Below are 16,100 nucleotides of genomic sequence, written 5' to 3'. Positions count from 1 at the left end.
TCCGGCGCCTCTGGGCTCAACCGTCATTGGGCCGACGAATGACGACGTCATGACCTGGTTGACACGCGTTGACCCAGGACAGCACACTCGATCAGGTACACGTCAAAGCAGGTTGAACACCCGTTAGGTGACCCTGCCGACCCCGGCGACGGTCCGCACTCGCTCTTCCATCCCGCACGGCACGCCCGGAACCGCGCACCCGCTTCGGACCGGCCTCCGGCGCGGCATCCGGGCCGGGCCTGTACCGGCCGGCCTCCGACTGCTGCCCCTGAGGCCGTTCCGCTTCGGGCTTCGCCGTCCGCCCGACGGCGTGCCCGTCCTCTCACGGAAGGACCACCGCCCATGCTGTCCGCACTGTCCATGAGAATCACCGTCACCGCCCTTGCTCTCACCGGCCTGCTCGCGGCGGCGCCTTCGGCGCCGGCGGCCGACCGGGACTCGTCCACGCTTCCCGTAGCCGCCGAGTCGCCGTCCCCCGGTGTCACCGCGAAGATGCCCGGCGTCGTCGCCGACCGTCTCGGCACCGGCCGTCAGGCACTGGTCGACGCCGTCTCCACGGACGTCCTCTCCCGGTCCCACGACGCCAAGGGACTGGCCCCCGAGGCCGCCGTCGCCAAGCTCGCGGACGAGGGCCGCAAGGTGGTCGTCGACGTACGCACCGCCTCGCGCGACTGGGCCCGTGGCGTTGCCTACGTGGAGGCGTCGCGCGCGCGGCACGGCGAGCCGGAGGGCTGGCTCTACATCGCCCACCGCAAGGACGGACAATGGATCTCGGGCCTCGAGGGCGACCGCGAGTTCGCCGACCACGTGGCCCGGTCCCCGCTGGTGGGCAAGGCGGAACGGCAGACCATGACGGCGTACGCCGAGCACAGGGCGACGCCTGGCACGCAGGTGTCGCCGGCCGGGGCCCAGGCCAACACGAACGGGTTGCTGTTGCCCTGGATGCCCGACTACTACATGACACTGACCGGTGGCCCGCACTCCCATGACGGCGCGACCGGTTACTGGAGCGCCCTCGACTTCGCCGGTGGCAACGCCAGCGGGCGAGTCCGTTCGTCCCGTGAGGGCACGGCGACCTCGATGTGCGGCCCCGGCGGCGGCTGGACCCGGGTGATCCACCCCGGCGGCTTCTCCACGGACTACTACCACATGTCGAACGCGACCTACTACAACGGGACGGCGATCTCCGGCAGTGCCCTGCTCGGCACCATCGGCACCGACACCTGTGCCGGCGGTTCCGCGACCGGCGCCCACGTGCACTGGAGCCTGCGCACGTACGACGCCAACTACGCGGGCCAGTACACCTGGCTGAACGGCCGCACCATCGGTGGCTGGACCTGGTGGAACGGCTCCAGCCAGTACTCCGGCTGCGGCACCCGTCTCGGCTACACGGCCTGTCCCGGTACGGCGATCTACAACCGCACCAGCTGACGCGCGCTCAGGCCTCCGACACGCGGGCCGGCCGGGCTCGATGCTGTGGAACGGCTCCGGGCGACGCCCGCGCGGTGAGCGCGGGCGCCGCCCGGAGCGACGTCGAGGGCGAGGAAAGCGAAAGAACTCGTTTCGGAGTAAGGAAGGGAGAAGGAAGCCCTTTCATGGCCTCGCCACGGGCAACGCTAGCACTCAGCGCGGGATCACGTCGCGCAGATTGTCGAGGGTGATGACCGTGGAGTCCGGGGGCAGGCCCTCGGGACGTTCGAGACCGATGTACATCACAGGCTCGTCCGGGACCCGTTCGCCGTCCCACAGTTCCACGGCCGTGGCACGGTCGGACATCAGGTCGATCAGGTACCGCACCGTCAGGTACTCGCGCTCCACGACGGCACGCACCGCCTTCGACACCGATATCCGATTCTCCTCGACCCGGTTGGCCGACGAGACACCTCTCAGGTACAGGTGCAGCCACTTCGCGCCCCACCGGCCGTCCCCCTCCCGCCGGAAGACCACCGGCAGCGCGACTCGCCCCACCCCGCGGAGCTCCGACTTCATACGCACCGTGCGCGGCTCGAACGGCCTGCCTCTCTGTTCGCCGTCACGCAGCATGAAACCGAAGAACGACTCCGCGACCTCCTCGAAGCCCTCGCCGGCGTAGATGTTGACCTGCGGAACGACGACCGGGCTTCGTACCCGGTCCAGGGAGAGGTTGATGAACTCCGAGGCACCGTCAGGCGCCTCGGTGACATCGCCCGAGTGTTCGCCCCCGACAGCCGTGAGGGACGTGTAGGAGAGCCAGGAGTCGGTGCTGTAGTCGGAGCGGAGAAGCAGCGCCGAGAGATCGTAGTCGGTCCGCCTCTCGGTCTCCTTCCAGTACACGAAGAAGCGCAACTGCTCGCCGTCGACAGCCGAGATCGAGCCTCGCGGCAGTACGCCCAGGCCGGCAGCGGTCGCCCTGCCGCTGAGCGGGATCGCGACGTCCAGGACGTCGGGGTCGAGGAGCAGCCGGGCCGGCGCGGGGAGTCTGCGGCGCATGTCGGCGTCGAGGGCGGCGACCAGGCGATCGCGGTCGGCTGCGGGGATCGGCGGCCGGACGTCGGGAGCGACCCAGCCGCGGCCCCGGCGGTTGACGAAGACGCGGGGCTTGCCGCTCTCCCTCTCCCGGTTCTGGAGGTGCTCGCGGACCGACAGCACGACCCGGCCCGAGACCTCGGGAGCGACCTGGACCGCGGCGGCGACCACCGCGTCCCGTTCCGCCTGGTCGGCGGCGACGCGCAGCAGGTGGTCCAGGGCGCGGAACAGCTTGCCGGGAGCGGATGTCAGCAGGCGCACGGCACCGAGGACGTCGGACTCGTCGAGCAGCTTCTCGAGGCGGCTGTCGATGGACCGCGCGTCCCTCTCGCCCCGGGCCACGGCGAACACGTCGGCCGCGTGCGGCCAGCGCGGATACTCGTGCGGGTGGAGACGCTCCCCCAGTCGCTTGAAGCGTTCCCGGTACGCGTGTACGTCGGTCAGCTTGGTGGGGTTCGCCGCGACCACGGCGTCGAGGCCCGCGAGCAGCGCACGGCGGACCGGCCGCGGAAACGCCCGGAACCGGGTCGGCTCCTGCAGCGTGACGTCGCCGCCCGAGAGGGCGCAGGCCAGCCGCAGCACGTCGACGACGGTGTCCAGCAGGAGGTCCGCGCCGACAGCGAGACGGGCCTCGTTGACGACCGCCCGGTTCTCCCTGACCGGGATCGACTCCGGCTGAGGGCCGAGCGCGCACCGCCCGGCGAGGGTTTTGAGGTCGCCCAGGTGGTCTTCGCCCAGTGGGGTCGTACTGCCCGCCAGGGCCAGATACAGGTCCGTGACTTCGTCGTCCAGGTCCCGACCGAGGTGCAGGACGGTCACCCGGTCACCCGCCGAGGCGATCAGCTCGTCCTGCGCGGCGAGCATCTCCTCGTAGGTGTGCTGGTAGCGCCCGTACGCGGGGAGACTGAGCAGGTTCAACGCACCGCGCGCCAACTGGGTCAGTACGTTCTCCCGCGACGTGTCGTCGCCGAGGGCCTTCGCCACGCACCGCATCCAGAACTCTTCGGTGTCGGGGACGTTCGCCGGGAAATCGATGAAGTACGCGTTGTGCCGGACGTGGTCGCCCGCCATCTCGCTCACCGTGCCCAGCGTCCGCTCGGCGGTGCGCACGACCGCGTCCTCGGACAGTCCGGACAACTGCTGCAGCAGCTCCGCCGAGAGCTTGAAGCCCACGGACGCCAGCGCCGCGTCGAACTGCCGTGCGGCGGCGGCGCCTTCTCCTGCAGAGCCCTGCGGGAAGGGAATGCGGTGGGTGTGCCGGATGACCAGTGATGCGAGATCGTGCGCCATTCGGGAATGATCGCAGGGTAGTACGAAACGGTGCACGGGAGTTTTCTGTGCGGGCAGCCTTCCGGACATGACATCGGTTGCCCGGGCGGCCGCGCGGGCGTCAGTGCCCGGACGGCAGGCGTTCGGCAGCGGGCGGACCGAGTCTCCTTCGGCTCCCTCGGGGCGCGTCAGGCTGTGGAGCGCGCGATGCGGAATCCCACGTCGTCGATCCGTAGGGTCGGGTGGCTGCGCCGCCTCACCGACGCCCGGCAGCTCCAGTGCTCGTCGGCCCATCCACCACCGCGGAGCACCCGGTAGGTGCCGTACACCTCGGCGTCGTAGACGTCCCAGCACCAGTCCCACACGTTGCCCAGCATGTCGTACAGGCCCCACGCGTTGGGCTGCCTGCCTCCGACGGAGTGGAGGCGTCCCTCCGCATTCTCTCGGTACCAGGCGATGTCGTCGAGCCGGCCGTACCGCGGGCCGGTGGTACCCGCACGGCAGGCGTGCTCCCATTCGGCCTCGGTCGGCAACCGGTACCCGTCCGCGGAGAAGTCCCATTCGGCCGTCTCGGCGTCGCCGCTCAGGTGATATGCGGGCGCCAGCCCTTCGCGCCGGGACAAGGCATTGCAGAACCCGACCGCGTCCCACCAGGAAACGCCCTCGACCGGCAGCCTCTCCCCCGGGGCGCCACCCGGCCGTCGGCCGGTGACTCGCGCGTACCAGGACTGTGTGACCGGGCACGCCGACATCTCGAACGGCTCGACCTCGACCGGCCAGCTCTTCTGCGTCCGCCGGTCCGACAGCATCACCTGTCCCGACGGGATCGCGACCATCTCGCTGTGTGCCCCCGCTTCCACAACGGCCACCCTACCGGCCTCTTTCCTGCCGGCGGCCGAGGTGACACAAGCACGGCCCCTCCTCGCGGGATGGCGACGCCGGGTTCACGACGCACGGCGTGTCGCGGCCGGGCCGATGACGTCGGGTCCGAACTTGTCGCGGATGCGGTCCATGGCCGCTTCGGCGACCAGGCGGGCCTCGCGGGCGCTGTCCAGGCTGATCTGCCGGGCGACCTGATCGGCGTCGGCGAGGTCCTCGCCCTTCAGGACCAGGCCGGTGAGACGCCCGCGCTGCAGGCCGGCGGCATCCATCAGCCGGTAGGCAAGGGCGCGCAGATCGTCGTCGTGCGCGGACGGCTCGGTCAGGCGGCGGGTCTTCTCCCAGGCGGCGCCGCCGGCGAAGCGCAGGGTGAGGGTCAGGGCGCGGGCGGCCTGGCCTCGGCGGCGCAACAGCCGCCCGAGCTGGACGACCAGGTCGAGGAGGGCCGCGCGGACCGCGGCGCCGTCGATCGCCTGACGGTCGAAGGTGCGGCGGACGGTCGCGGAGGCCGGCAGGGCGCGGGGCACGACGGGGCGTGGGTCGACGCCGCGGGCCCTGTCGGCGGCCGTCCGGCCGGCCTGGCCTCCGAGCAGGCGCTGCACGGTTGCCGGGGAGACGGCGGCGAGCAGGCCGACGGTGTGGACGCCGTACTCGTGCAGGGCTTCGGCCTGGCGCGGGCCGATGCCGTGCAGCGCCTGGACCGGCAGCGGAGCGAGCCAGTCGGCTGCCCGGCCGGGCGTGACGGCCAGGACACCGCCCGGCTCGGGCACCTGGGCGGACGCGGTGGCCGCGACCGTGACCGTGGGGCCGATCCCGACACGGACGTCGACACCGAGCCGGGAGACCGTGCGGACCCTCAGCATCTCTCCCAGCCGCAGGGTGTCCGTGCCGTGGTAGCGCAAGGCACCCTTCAGCTCGACCAGAGCCGCCGAGGGCGGCAACGCCTGCACCACGGGTGACAGCTCGGTGAGCTCTTCCAGCACCCGCCGGTAGGTCGGCTCCGGCAGCCGGTCGGGACAGCGCACATGCATCACCGTCGGCACCTCACGTGCCGGTAGGGCCTCTGCGGTCATGACAGCCACCTCCACCACCCACGTTATCGAACGAAAAATCGAACACGCGAGTGCGCGAGTGATGGATCATGGGCATAGAATCAAAAATATGTTCGACGACTTGCCGCCCGACCTCGACCGCCTGCACACCTTGCGGGTCTGGCACACCCTGTGGCTGCAGCGCATCGACGCCAAGATCGCCGCCCTCACCAGGCGGCAGGCCGAACAGGAGCGTGGGCGCCGCAACCGGCCGGCACCGCCGGATTGGATCGTCGAACTCGGCATCGGCGACCAGCGCCCACCCCTGCAGGTGCACGCCGGGGACTGCCACATGGCCGGCAGGCGGCGCCGCTCCGTCGACCGGGAGGAAGCCCGCCGCCTGCTCGCCGCGGGACTGAAAGCGTGCGGGCACTGCCGGCCCGACAGCCTGCTCGGCATCACCGACTTATCCGGCCGCCCGGCCCTCGCTGCCGCCGCGGTGCCGTTGATCGAGCACTGGAACCGTCCGGTCGCCACGGTTCATGGACAGGTGGGGCCCGGCGTGCAGCACAACGGCGTCCGCCCCTGACCCCGCGCCCGGCGGCGCTCCCTCGCCGCAGAGGCGGCGCTGCTGAGGTCCGGTCACACCAGCCCGGTACGGCGGGAGACGTCCTCGGTGCGCCTCATGTGCTGGTGGGCCTCGTCGCCGAGCGCGGTGATGAGGCCCGCGACGACGGTCTCGATGACGGCGAGGGTGGGCACGAGGCTGTCGTACGGGGAGGGAGTGGTGACCTGGCTGGGCAGGACGACCTCGGCGTGCGCGCTGGTGGGTGAGAGCCAGGTGTCGGTGAACACGACGACCTTGCCGCCCTGGTCCTGCGCGAGCTGGGCGAGGGCCATCTTGTCGCTCTCGTAGCGGCGGTAGTCGAAGACCACGAGGACGTCCCGGCGGCCGAGCCGGGCCAGGGCGGCGGCCCGTTCGACGTCGCGTTCGGGCAGGATGTGGACGTCGCCGCGCAACTGCATCAGGTGCAGGCCGAGGTACTGGGCGAGCAGGTGCGTGAACCGGCCGCCGACCAGGGTGATCCGGCGCTTGCGGTCGGACAGCAGCGTGATGGCCCGTTCCAGGTCGTGCGGCGGGGTTTCGGCCAGGGTCCGGGCCACGGCGGTGGTGAACAGTTTGCTGCTGCGGGCCATGAGGCCCGCAGCCGAGTCGTCGCCGGTGGTGTCGTCCCCCGTCTCCTCGTACAGGGAGAGCGGCGAGGCGTTGCGCTGGTCGAGTTCGGCGCGCAGGGCGGCCTGGAATTCGGGGAACCCGCCGAACCCGAGGCGGGCGACGAAGCGCAGGACCGTGGGCCCGCTGACGGCGGCGCGTTCGGCGATCGTGGCGACGGTCTCGAAGCCCGCGGCGGGGTAGGCGGCCAGGAGCACCCGCGCGACCTTCCGCTCGGCGGGGCTGAGGGTGCCCAGCTTGAGGCGGATGTCGTCGGCGAGAGTGCCGGAGGCCATGAGGGCTCCTTTCGGATCTTGCGGGGCGCCGGTGCCGAGCCTAGTGCCCGCGCGGGCGGCCGGGACCGGCCGGACCTGCCGGCCGGTCCCGGACCGCCGACGGCGTCGGGAGCGAGGACGTGGCGCCGGCGGGGGCGGGAACGCTCGCGCATGGGTGCTCCTCGGGAGGTGTCGGACGTCGGTGCGGGCAGGGCCCTCGGCCGGGGCGTGTCACGGCCGAGGGCTCTGGATCATGCGTCGTTGCCGCCGTCACCGAGGATGGTGATCAGCGAGGCCAGCAGGGCGACGCGCTGGGGCACGGTCGTGGTGTCCAGCCACTCCTGCGGGCTGTGGTCGGCGCCGCCGACCGGACCGAGGCCGTCCAGGACCGGAACGCCCGTGCCGGAGATCAGGTTGGCGTCACCGACGCCGCCGGTGGCCGTGGCCCCGAGGGTGAATCCGAGTGCGGCCGCCGCCCGCTGGGCCGCGGCGAACATCCGCTGTGACGCCTCGGTCGCCTCCATCGGCGGGCAGTGGTCGAGTTGTTCGACGGTCACGGCGGTGCCGGGCACCGCGGGGCGTGCGGCTGCCTCTTCGATGGCCCGCCTCGCCCTGCGCTCGTCGGTGGCGGTGGGCGCGCGTACCTCCAGGCGGAGTTCGGCCTCGGGGCAGACGATGTTGGGGCGGTGGCCGGCCCGGACGACGCCGACGTTGACGGTGACTCCGTCCCAGCGCCCGTTGAGGGCCTGCAGGGCCACGACGAGGTGGGCCGCGGCGAGGGCCGCGTTGGCGCCGCGCTCGGGTTCGATACCGGCATGGGCGGCGCGGCCGGTGACGGTGAGCCGGAAGTCCGCGACGCCCTTGCGGGCGAGTACCAGGTCCCCGTTCTCGCGCGCGCACTCCAGGCCGAGGGCGTGGTCGACGCCACGGGCGACCTCCTCGGTGATCCGCCGGCTGACCGGGGACCCGATCTCCTCGTCCGGGGTGGCCAGGAACACCAGCTCGGCGTATGGGGACTCCCCTTGTTCCTGCAGCAGGTCCAGCGCGGTCAGACCGGCCAGCAACCCGCCCTTGTCGTCGCTGACTCCGGGCCCGTGGGCCCGCGTGCCATCAAGGGTGAAGGGCCGCTCGGCGGCGGTCCCGTCCTCGAACACGGTGTCCATATGGGCGGCGAGCAGGATCCTGCGCCCGCCGTCCGCCTCGGTGAGACGGCCGGCCTTGCGGGCGACCAGCACGTCGCCCGTGCGGAGGGCGGCCACGGGCGGGCCGTCCGCGGCAGGCGGCCGGATCCGTTCGACGGCGAATCCGAGCGACGTCAGGCGCGTCTGCACCCAGTCGGCGACCGCGTTGACCCCGTCGGGGCTGTACGAGCCGGAGTCGGTGGCCACGAGGTCGGCGAGGTCGTGCAGGTAGCGCCGGAGACGGCTGCGGGCCGGGCCGAGCAGGTCGACGGGACGGGGTCCGGGCCGCTTCCGGGAGGGGGCGCTCACAGGACCTTCGACAGGAACGCGCGGGTTCGTTCCTGTTCGGGGTCGACCAGGACCTGCCGTGGGTCGCCGGCCTCGACGATGACGCCCTCGTCCATGAAGACCGCCGTGTCGCCCACTTCACGGGCGAAGCCGATCTCGTGCGTGACGACGACCATCGTCATCCCGTCGTCGGCCAACTGCCGCATCACGTCGAGGACGTCACCGACGAGTTCCGGGTCGAGGGCCGAGGTCGGCTCGTCGAACAGCATCAGCTTGGGTTTCATCGCGAGGGCGCGGGCGATGGCCACCCGCTGCTGCTGGCCGCCGGAGAGCTGCGAGGGGTAGTGGCCGGCGCGGTCGGCGAGGCCGACTCTCTCCAGCAGCTGCCGCGCCTCCTCACGGGCGTGTGCCCTGGCCACCCCGGCGACCCGTACGGGTGCCTCGATGACGTTCTCCAGCGCCGTCATGTGCGGGAAGAGGTTGAAACGCTGGAACACCATGCCGATGTCGCGGCGGCGCTCGGCCACTTCCCGTTCCCGCAGTTCGTGCAGTTTGCCACCGTGCCGGCGGTAACCGACGAGCTCGCCGTCGACGGTGAGCCGGCCGCCGTCGACCCTCTCGAGGTGGTTGATGCAGCGCAGGAAGGTGGACTTGCCCGAGCCTGACGGACCGAGCAGGCAGCACACGCTGCCCCGCCGGACGGTGAGGTCGATGCCCCTGAGGACCTCCAGCCTGCCGTAGTGCTTGCGCACACCTTTCGCGTGCACCATCGGCACGCTCCCGGCCTGCTCCGTGGGGGCGCTCACCGGCCCGCCTCCTTGTTCATGACGCGGCTTCCCCTGCGCGTGGTCCGGGCGACTCCGCCGAGCAGGCGCCGCAGAGGGGAGACGTGCTGGGCGCGGGAAGTACCGCGGCCGTAGCGGCGCTCCAGCCAGGCCTGCGGGATGCCGAGCAGGGTCACCAGGGCGAGGTACCACAGGCTCGCGACGACGAGCATGGGGATGACCTGGTAGTTCTGGGCGTACACGTCCTGGATGTTGGACATCAGGTCGTGGGCGGAGATGACCGACACCAGGGCGGTCATCTTCAGCATGTTGATGGTCTCGTTGCCCATCGGGGGGATGATGACGCGCATCGCCTGGGGCAGCACGATCCGGCGCATGGTGAGCGCGGGACGCATACCCAGCGAGTGCGCGGCCTCGGCCTGTCCTGTGTCGACCGACTGGATACCGGCGCGCACGATCTCGGAGGCGTAGGCGGCCTCGTTGAGCCCGAGGGCGAGCAGTGCCGCGACGGCCGGGGTCAGCAGGGAGTTCGTCTCGGCCCGGAAGAAGGTGATGTCGGTGAACGGGATGCCGATCATCACGTACTTGTAGAGGGCGGCCGCGTACCCCCAGAAGATGATCTGCACGAGCAGCGGAGTGCCGCGGAAGATCCACACGAAGAGGGTGGCGAGCCCGTGGAGGACGGGGCTGGGGGAGAGCCGCATGACCGCGATCAGCGTGCCCAGGGCGAGTCCGAGGACCATGGCGGCGGCGGTCAGCCACAGGGTGGTGAACAGGCCGTCGAAGACGAGGTCGGCGAAGAGGTACTCGCCGACGATGTCCCAGCGCAGGTTGTCGTTCCGGGCCAGCGATCCGAGCAGCCCCGCCAGGGCGGTGAAGGCCGCCGCGGCGGCCACCCAGCGGCCGTGGTGGCGTACCGGCACGACGACGAGGTCGTCCGCCGCGTGACCGTGGGCGGGCGCGGCGGTGTCCCGGGGTGTCTTCAGCTCGACCATGATCAGTCGACCGCCGCGTTCCTGGTGGCTTCCTTCACGGCGATGGAGGCGACACCGTACTTCTCGAAGATCCTGGTGGCGGTGCCGTCGTCGATGAGGGACTGGAGGGCCTTCTGGATGGCATCGGTCAGTTCCGGCAGGTCCTTGCTGACGGCGATGCCGTTGGGCGAGGCGTGGTAACCGCCGGGGGCGGCGGGGTCCTCGACGAGGTCGAAGGTCTTGCCGTCGTCGGCGGTCTTGGCGGTCCATCCGGCGGCCGGCTTGGTCAGCACCTGGGCGACGACCTTGCCGGAGCGCAGGGCGAGTTGGGCGTCGGAGTCCTTGGGGAAGGTCTGGATGTCGATCTTGCTGCCGCCCGCCTTCGCGCACTCGGCCTGGTGGCTCTTGAGCAGGTCGAGCTGGTTGGTGGCGGTCTGCACGGCCACCTTGTTCCCGCACAGGTCGTCCAGGGTGGCGATCTTCCCGGGGTTGCCCTCGGCGACGAGGATGCCGGAGCCGGACTGCGAGTAGTCGACGAAGTCGACGACCTTCTGCCGTTCCTTGTTGTCGGTGATGGCCGACATCGCCGCGTGGAACTTGCCGGCCTGGATGGCCGGGACGATCCCGTCGAACTTCTGCGGGGCGAAGGTGAACCGCACGCCCAGCTTGGCGCCCAGGGCCTGGCCGAGGTCGTAGTCGAGGCCCGTCAGCTCGCTCCCGCCCTCCTTCATGTACATCTCGAAGGGCGGATACGGCACGTCGGTGGCGACCTTGACGGTGCCCGCGTCCCTGATCTCCTCGGGCAGCGCGGCGTGCAGTGCGGGATCCTTCTCGATCGTGACGCCGGCGACGGAGACGCTGCCGCTCGCCGCAGGTGCGGAGTCGTCACCACCGGAGCAGGCAGTGAGCGCGGCAAGGGCGGTGGTCACTACGGTGGCGGCCGCCAGGGGGCGGGCCGTGCGAGCGTTCATGGCGGATCGGACCTCTCGGGAGTCTTGGCCGGCGGAGGGGCCGCCGACCACGATCCGGAAGTTACAGAAAGCCTCTGGTTCTGACTAGATGTATCTCACGTTACGTTGGCGTGAGCGCATCCGGTCGTACATATTCCCTCTGGAGTGCCCGATCTGTAACGTCCGTCGGCACACCCGGCCCACGACGAACTCAAGGGAGCGCCATGGAGGACACATCGTTCACCGAAGCCTCGAACCGTCCGGCGGTCGCGCTGCCGCCCCGCGAGGCCTGGCGGAGAAAGATGCGTGACGACGTCCTGGACGCGGCACGCGCCATGGCGGCGGAGAAGGGCTGGGACTCCGTGAGCCTGTCGCAGGTGGCATCCCGCGCCGAGGTGTCACGGCCCACGGTGTACAAGGAGTTCGGCAGCCGAGGCGGACTGAGCCGGGCGCTGGTACGGCGTGAGGCGGAGCGCTTCCTCATCGGTGTGGACCGCGCCCTGCTGCAGCCGGCACCGACCGCGTCGGACGCGTTGGCCGCCGCGATCCTGTACGCGCTGAAAGAGGCCCGGGAGAACGTGCTCGTCGTCTCGGTGGTGAAGGCGGCCCGCGACGGTACGGATGCCCTGCTCCCCTACCTCACGGCACGCTCGGACCCCGTCGTCACGGGGGCACGGCTGCTGGTGAGGTCGTGGTGCCAGTCCCATTACCAACGGTTCGACACCGTACGGACGGACCAGGCGGCCGATGTCATCGTGCGCCTGACCCTCTCGCACATCGTGCTGCCTCCGCCCGAACACACGCTGCGCGGGTCGGCCGAGCTCATCACCGCGGCGGCGCTGGGGGTGCTGGCACGAGAGACGGGTCCGTCACCGGCCGGTGACTGACGGAGGGTCACAACGTTGACACGGCGTCCCCGGTTGTCAGCGACGGTCGCCGATGCCACTCTCTGCCGCGTCTCCGCATCCCCAACGCCCGCAAGGAGCACAGCCGATGACCGCACCGTCGACGACATCTCCCGCATCCCCCGCCGGCACCCCCTGGCGTGACCGCAGGCGCTATGCGTGGCTGCTCGGCCTCGCCGTACCCACACTGCCCTTCCAGGCCGCGGCGCTGGTCGCCGTCAGCGACTGGCAGGCGCTGTGGTGGTGGGGGCCGTTCTTCGCCTTCGTGATCATCCCGCTGCTCGACACGCTGATCGGCCCGGACCAGGAGAACCCGCCCGACGAAGCGATCCCGCTGCTCGAGGAGGACCGCTACTACCGCTGGTGCACGTACCTGTACCTGCCCCTGCAGTACGCCGGGCTGCTGTACGCGTGTCTGTCGTGGTCCGACGGCATGAGCGCGCCGGACGCGCTGGGGCTCGCCGCCACGGTCGGCGTCGTCGCCGGAGTCGCCATCAACACGGCCCACGAGCTCGGGCACAAGCGGGAGACGGTGGAACGCCGTCTGGCCCGCCTCGCGCTGGCCCAGTCCGCCTACGGCCACTTCTACGTCGAGCACAACCATGGCCACCATATCCGTGTGGCCACACCCGAGGACCCCGCCAGTTCGCGGCTGGGCGAGAGCCTGTGGGCGTTCCTGCCGCGGACGGTCGCGGGGAGTGTGAGGTCGGCCTGGCGCCTGGAGGCCCGTCGCCTGGACCGCCGACGGCACCGCGTCTGGTCGCACCGCAACGACGTGCTGACCGCGTGGGCACTGACCGCCCTGGTCTTCGGCACGCTCGCCGCCCTCTTCGGACCGGTGGTCCTGCCCTACCTGCTCGTCCAGGCGGCGTGCGGGATACTGCTGCTGGAGACGGTCAACTATCTGGAACACTACGGCCTGTTGCGTGAACGCCGCCCGGACGGGCGGTACGAACGCGTCGCCCCGCGCCACAGCTGGAACAGCAACAACACCACCAGCAACATCTTCCTGTACCAACTCCAACGGCACTCCGACCACCACGCGAACCCGCTGCGCCGCTACCAGACACTGCGCCACTTCGACGAGGCGCCCCAACTGCCCTCCGGCTACGCCTCGATGATCGTCCTGGCGTGGCTGACCCCGCTGTGGCGCCGGGTGATGGACCCGAAAGTGCTGGCGCACTACGGAGGCGACACGAGGCGGGCCAACGTGCATCACCGGCGGACGGAACACTACGCCGGTGATCCGGGGCAGACCGGATGACATGGCACTGCGCCACCGGCATCGCGACCAGATCGCTACGGGACCTCAACCAGCAGCTCACCAGCGAACTCGGAGCACCATTGAGCGCCCGCGGCTGGTTGTGAGACACACAAGCCGCAGCCGCCGCCCCATGCCTGGCTCATTCGGGGCGGAGAGGTCGTGGGCCGGTGTGGCGGCGGCGTACGGCCAGGGCCGCGATGTCGTCGTCGAGCCTTCCGCCCGTGTAGCGCAGCAGGTCAGCGTGCAGCCGGTCCAGCAGTTCGCGGGGCGGTGCCTGGTGGTGCTCCCGCGCCCAGTCCGCCAGCGGGAAGAACTCGCCGGCCCGGTCGCGGGTCTCCGTCACGCCGTCCGTGTAGAGCAGCATCTGATCACCCGGGACGAAGACGACGGTGTCGACGTAGTAGTGGTCGCCCAGGAGTACCGAGAGATTGAGGGGGGTCGAGGTGGACGTGGGCTCGAGAACGTGGATCCGTCCTCCGCGTACGAACACGGGTGGCGGATGACCGCAGTTGAGGATTCTGACCTGCTCCCTGTCGTACGGGATCTCGGCGATCAGCGCGGTGGCGAAGTGCTCCGGCCGGTCGTCGGCGGAGATCGCGGCGCTGTAGCGGGACATGGTGATCTGGAGCCGGCGGACGAGGGCTTCGAGGTCGGGCTGGTCGTACGCGTTCTCGCGAAAGCAGTGGATCACTGCGGAGGCGGCCCCCACGGCCGACAGGCCCTTGCCGCGCACGTCGCCGATGAGCAGCCGGACACCGTACGGCGTGTCGGCGGCCTCGTAGAAGTCGCCCCCGATCCGGGCCTGCTCCTGGGCCGCCAGGTACAGCGACTCGAGTTCGACGTCCTGGACCCGGTGCGGCAGCGGCCGTAGCAGTACCTTCTGGGCCGCGTCGGCGACGAGCCGGACCTGGAGGAGCGTCTCCTCCCGCTGGAGGCGCAGATGGCTCGCGTAAGCGGCCGCCAAGGTGACGGCGATGATCGCGGCAGCCGTGTACGGCGTCCCCAGATCGGAGTAGACGAAGCTGAGCCCGATCATCGTCAGCAGGCAGAACGCCCCCAGCAGGACCGTCGGGAGAACGGGCCAGAGTGCGGCGGCGAGGGCGGGTGCCGCGGGAAGCAGACGGCTGAAGGCGATCTCCCTCGGCGTGGAGACCGCCAGGCCGGCGATGAGCAGGGTGACGAGCACAGGTGACAGCAGCACGCCTTCTCGCCGGCCACCGTCCGAACGATGACGGCGCCGGAGCCGTCCCGAAGTGATCACAAAACACATCTTATGTGACGATGTGGACATCGATCTGCTGGAGCTGCGGGCCAGGTCGCCATCCAGCCCTCGGTGACACTCGGGACGGACCGCGGGGCCTTCAGGCGGTCAGCTGCTCGGGCGTTCCGCCGGAGACGGCGATCTTCCGAGGCTCGGCATGCGCGGCCAGCGGAACACGCAGGGTGAGGGCACCGTCGTCGTGGGCCGCCTCGGCGGCGGCCGTGTCCAGGGCGTCCGACAACGCCAGGCGGCGGCGAATCAGCCGGTGGGCCGCTCCGTCCGCACCGGACGGGCGTCGGCCGGTACGGGGGAAGGCCGTCAGCCGGCGGCGAGGAACTCGAGCGTGTCGATCACGCGGTTCGAGAAGCCCCACTCGTTGTCGTACCACGCGACCACCTTGACGTGGCGGCCGTCGACGCGGGTGAGGGCCGAGTCGAAGATCGACGAGGCGGGGTTGCCCACGATGTCGGAGGACACGAGCGGGTCGTCCGAGTACTCGAGGACGCCGGCGAGCGGCCCGTCCGCCGCGGCCCGGTACGCCGCCAGCACGTCGTCGCGCGTCACGTCGCGGGCGACGGTCGTGTTGAGTTCGACGATCGAACCCACCGGTACCGGTACGCGGATCGAGTCGCCCGACAGCTTGCCGTCGAGGTTCGGCAGGACCAGGCCGATCGCCTTGGCGGCGCCGGTCGTGGTCGGCACGATGTTGACGCCGGCGGCCCGGGCACGGCGGGCGTCGCGGTGCGGACCGTCCTGCAGGTTCTGCTCCTGCGTGTAGGCGTGCACCGTCGTCATGAACCCGTGCTCGATACCGGCGAGTTCGTCGAGGACCGCGGCCAGCGGCGCGAGCGCGTTGGTGGTGCAGGACGCGTTCGAGACGACGGTGTGCACGGCCGGGTCGTAGGCATCGGTGTTGACCCCGAACGCGAGCGTGACGTCGGCGCCGTCCGACGGCGCGCTGACGAGCACCTTCTTCGCGCCGGCGTCGAGGTGGGCCCGGGCGGCCTTGGCCGAGGTGAAGCGGCCCGTGGCTTCCAGGACGATGTCGATGCCGAGTTCGGCCCAGGGCAGCTGTGCCGGTTCGCGTTCGGCCAGCACCGTGATCCGGCGGCCGTCGACGACGAGGACGTCCCCGTCGACGGTCACCGGGCGTCCCAGCCGGCCGGCCGTGCTGTCGAAGGCGAGCAGCCGGGCCAGAGCGGTGGGCTCCGTCAGGTCGTTGACGGCGACGATCTCGAGGGCGCTGTCGCGCTCCAGCAGTGCGCGCAGCACATTGCGTCCGATGCGGCCGAATCCGTTGATGGCGATGCGAGTCATGAG

15 protein-coding genes are annotated in these 16,100 nt (G+C 71.0%); 4 read left to right on the top strand and 11 right to left on the bottom strand.

Annotated elements, in window-relative coordinates; genetic code table 11:
* Positions 1–342 precede the first annotated feature (342 nt).
* Complete coding sequence (locus BU52_RS05160) at positions 343–1,431, top strand: M23 family metallopeptidase (RefSeq protein ID WP_037928733.1); 1,089 nt, start codon at positions 343–345, stop codon at positions 1,429–1,431.
* 192 nt (positions 1,432–1,623) lie between these two features.
* On the opposite strand, the gene BU52_RS05155 is transcribed toward BU52_RS05160, so the two are convergent.
* The 3 genes from BU52_RS05155 to BU52_RS05145 all read right to left on the bottom strand — a co-directional run bounded on the left by BU52_RS05155 (position 1,624) and on the right by BU52_RS05145 (position 5,726).
* Positions 1,624–3,795: a TerD family protein gene (locus tag BU52_RS05155; protein WP_037928729.1), complete on the bottom strand. Its 2,172-nt coding sequence runs from the start codon at positions 3,793–3,795 to the stop codon at positions 1,624–1,626.
* A 167-nt stretch (positions 3,796–3,962) separates the two neighbouring features.
* Positions 3,963–4,610: a formylglycine-generating enzyme family protein gene (locus tag BU52_RS05150; protein ID WP_037928726.1), complete on the bottom strand. Its 648-nt coding sequence runs from the start codon at positions 4,608–4,610 to the stop codon at positions 3,963–3,965.
* A 108-nt stretch (positions 4,611–4,718) separates the two neighbouring features.
* A complete protein-coding gene (locus BU52_RS05145; RefSeq protein ID WP_037928723.1) occupies positions 4,719–5,726 on the bottom strand; it encodes a DNA polymerase Y family protein in 1,008 nt (335 codons plus the stop codon).
* An 88-nt stretch (positions 5,727–5,814) separates the two neighbouring features.
* Here BU52_RS05145 and BU52_RS05140 point away from each other — a divergent pair, with 88 nt between their 5' ends.
* Positions 5,815–6,273: a DUF6233 domain-containing protein gene (locus tag BU52_RS05140; RefSeq protein WP_235216258.1), complete on the top strand. Its 459-nt coding sequence runs from the start codon at positions 5,815–5,817 to the stop codon at positions 6,271–6,273.
* Between the two features lie 53 nt (positions 6,274–6,326).
* On the opposite strand, the gene BU52_RS05135 is transcribed toward BU52_RS05140, so the two are convergent.
* From BU52_RS05135 to BU52_RS05115, 5 genes are all read right to left on the bottom strand, one after another.
* Complete coding sequence (locus BU52_RS05135) at positions 6,327–7,193, bottom strand: MurR/RpiR family transcriptional regulator (protein ID WP_037928718.1); 867 nt, start codon at positions 7,191–7,193, stop codon at positions 6,327–6,329.
* Positions 7,194–7,423: 230 nt separating this feature from the next.
* The gene (locus BU52_RS05130) at positions 7,424–8,662 is read right to left on the bottom strand and encodes a M20 family metallopeptidase (RefSeq protein WP_037928715.1); all 1,239 of its coding nucleotides are present in this window, start codon (positions 8,660–8,662) and stop codon (positions 7,424–7,426) included.
* Complete coding sequence (locus BU52_RS05125) at positions 8,659–9,411, bottom strand: amino acid ABC transporter ATP-binding protein (protein ID WP_037928952.1); 753 nt, start codon at positions 9,409–9,411, stop codon at positions 8,659–8,661. The genes BU52_RS05130 and BU52_RS05125 overlap by 4 nt, the downstream gene beginning before the upstream one ends.
* Before the next feature lie 32 nt (positions 9,412–9,443).
* Positions 9,444–10,421 carry an amino acid ABC transporter permease gene (locus tag BU52_RS05120; protein WP_051857928.1) on the bottom strand — a complete coding sequence of 326 codons (978 nt, stop codon included), beginning with the start codon at positions 10,419–10,421 and terminating at the stop codon, positions 9,444–9,446.
* A gap of 2 nt (positions 10,422–10,423) precedes the next feature.
* Positions 10,424–11,371 carry an ABC transporter substrate-binding protein gene (locus BU52_RS05115; protein WP_051857927.1) on the bottom strand — a complete coding sequence of 316 codons (948 nt, stop codon included), beginning with the start codon at positions 11,369–11,371 and terminating at the stop codon, positions 10,424–10,426.
* Between the two features lie 203 nt (positions 11,372–11,574).
* On the opposite strand from BU52_RS05115, the gene BU52_RS05110 reads away from it, so the two are divergent.
* Entirely contained in the window at positions 11,575–12,237 is a 663-nt protein-coding gene (locus BU52_RS05110) for a TetR family transcriptional regulator (RefSeq protein ID WP_051857926.1), read from the top strand.
* A gap of 106 nt (positions 12,238–12,343) precedes the next feature.
* Positions 12,344–13,519 carry an alkane 1-monooxygenase gene (locus tag BU52_RS05105; RefSeq protein WP_037928713.1) on the top strand — a complete coding sequence of 392 codons (1,176 nt, stop codon included), beginning with the start codon at positions 12,344–12,346 and terminating at the stop codon, positions 13,517–13,519.
* Positions 13,520–13,658: 139 nt separating this feature from the next.
* Here the strand turns inward: BU52_RS05105 and BU52_RS05100 are convergent, their stop codons facing one another.
* From BU52_RS05100 to gap, 3 genes are all read right to left on the bottom strand, one after another.
* Positions 13,659–14,780 carry a PP2C family protein-serine/threonine phosphatase gene (locus BU52_RS05100; protein ID WP_051857924.1) on the bottom strand — a complete coding sequence of 374 codons (1,122 nt, stop codon included), beginning with the start codon at positions 14,778–14,780 and terminating at the stop codon, positions 13,659–13,661.
* A gap of 100 nt (positions 14,781–14,880) precedes the next feature.
* On the bottom strand, positions 14,881–15,021 hold the full coding sequence (locus tag BU52_RS36170) for an Hsp20/alpha crystallin family protein (protein ID WP_235216257.1): 141 nt from the start codon (positions 15,019–15,021) through the stop codon (positions 14,881–14,883).
* 77 nt (positions 15,022–15,098) lie between these two features.
* Entirely contained in the window at positions 15,099–16,097 is a 999-nt protein-coding gene (gene gap, locus BU52_RS05090; RefSeq protein WP_037928706.1) for a type I glyceraldehyde-3-phosphate dehydrogenase, read from the bottom strand.
* Positions 16,098–16,100: the final 3 nt, after the last annotated feature.

The sequence above is a fragment of the Streptomyces toyocaensis genome (genome assembly GCF_000725125.1).
Taxonomy (GTDB): Bacteria; Actinomycetota; Actinomycetes; order Streptomycetales; family Streptomycetaceae; genus Streptomyces; species Streptomyces toyocaensis.
The sequence above is the reverse complement of the archived record's forward strand: the minus strand, read 5'-3'. Positions and strand labels throughout refer to the sequence as shown.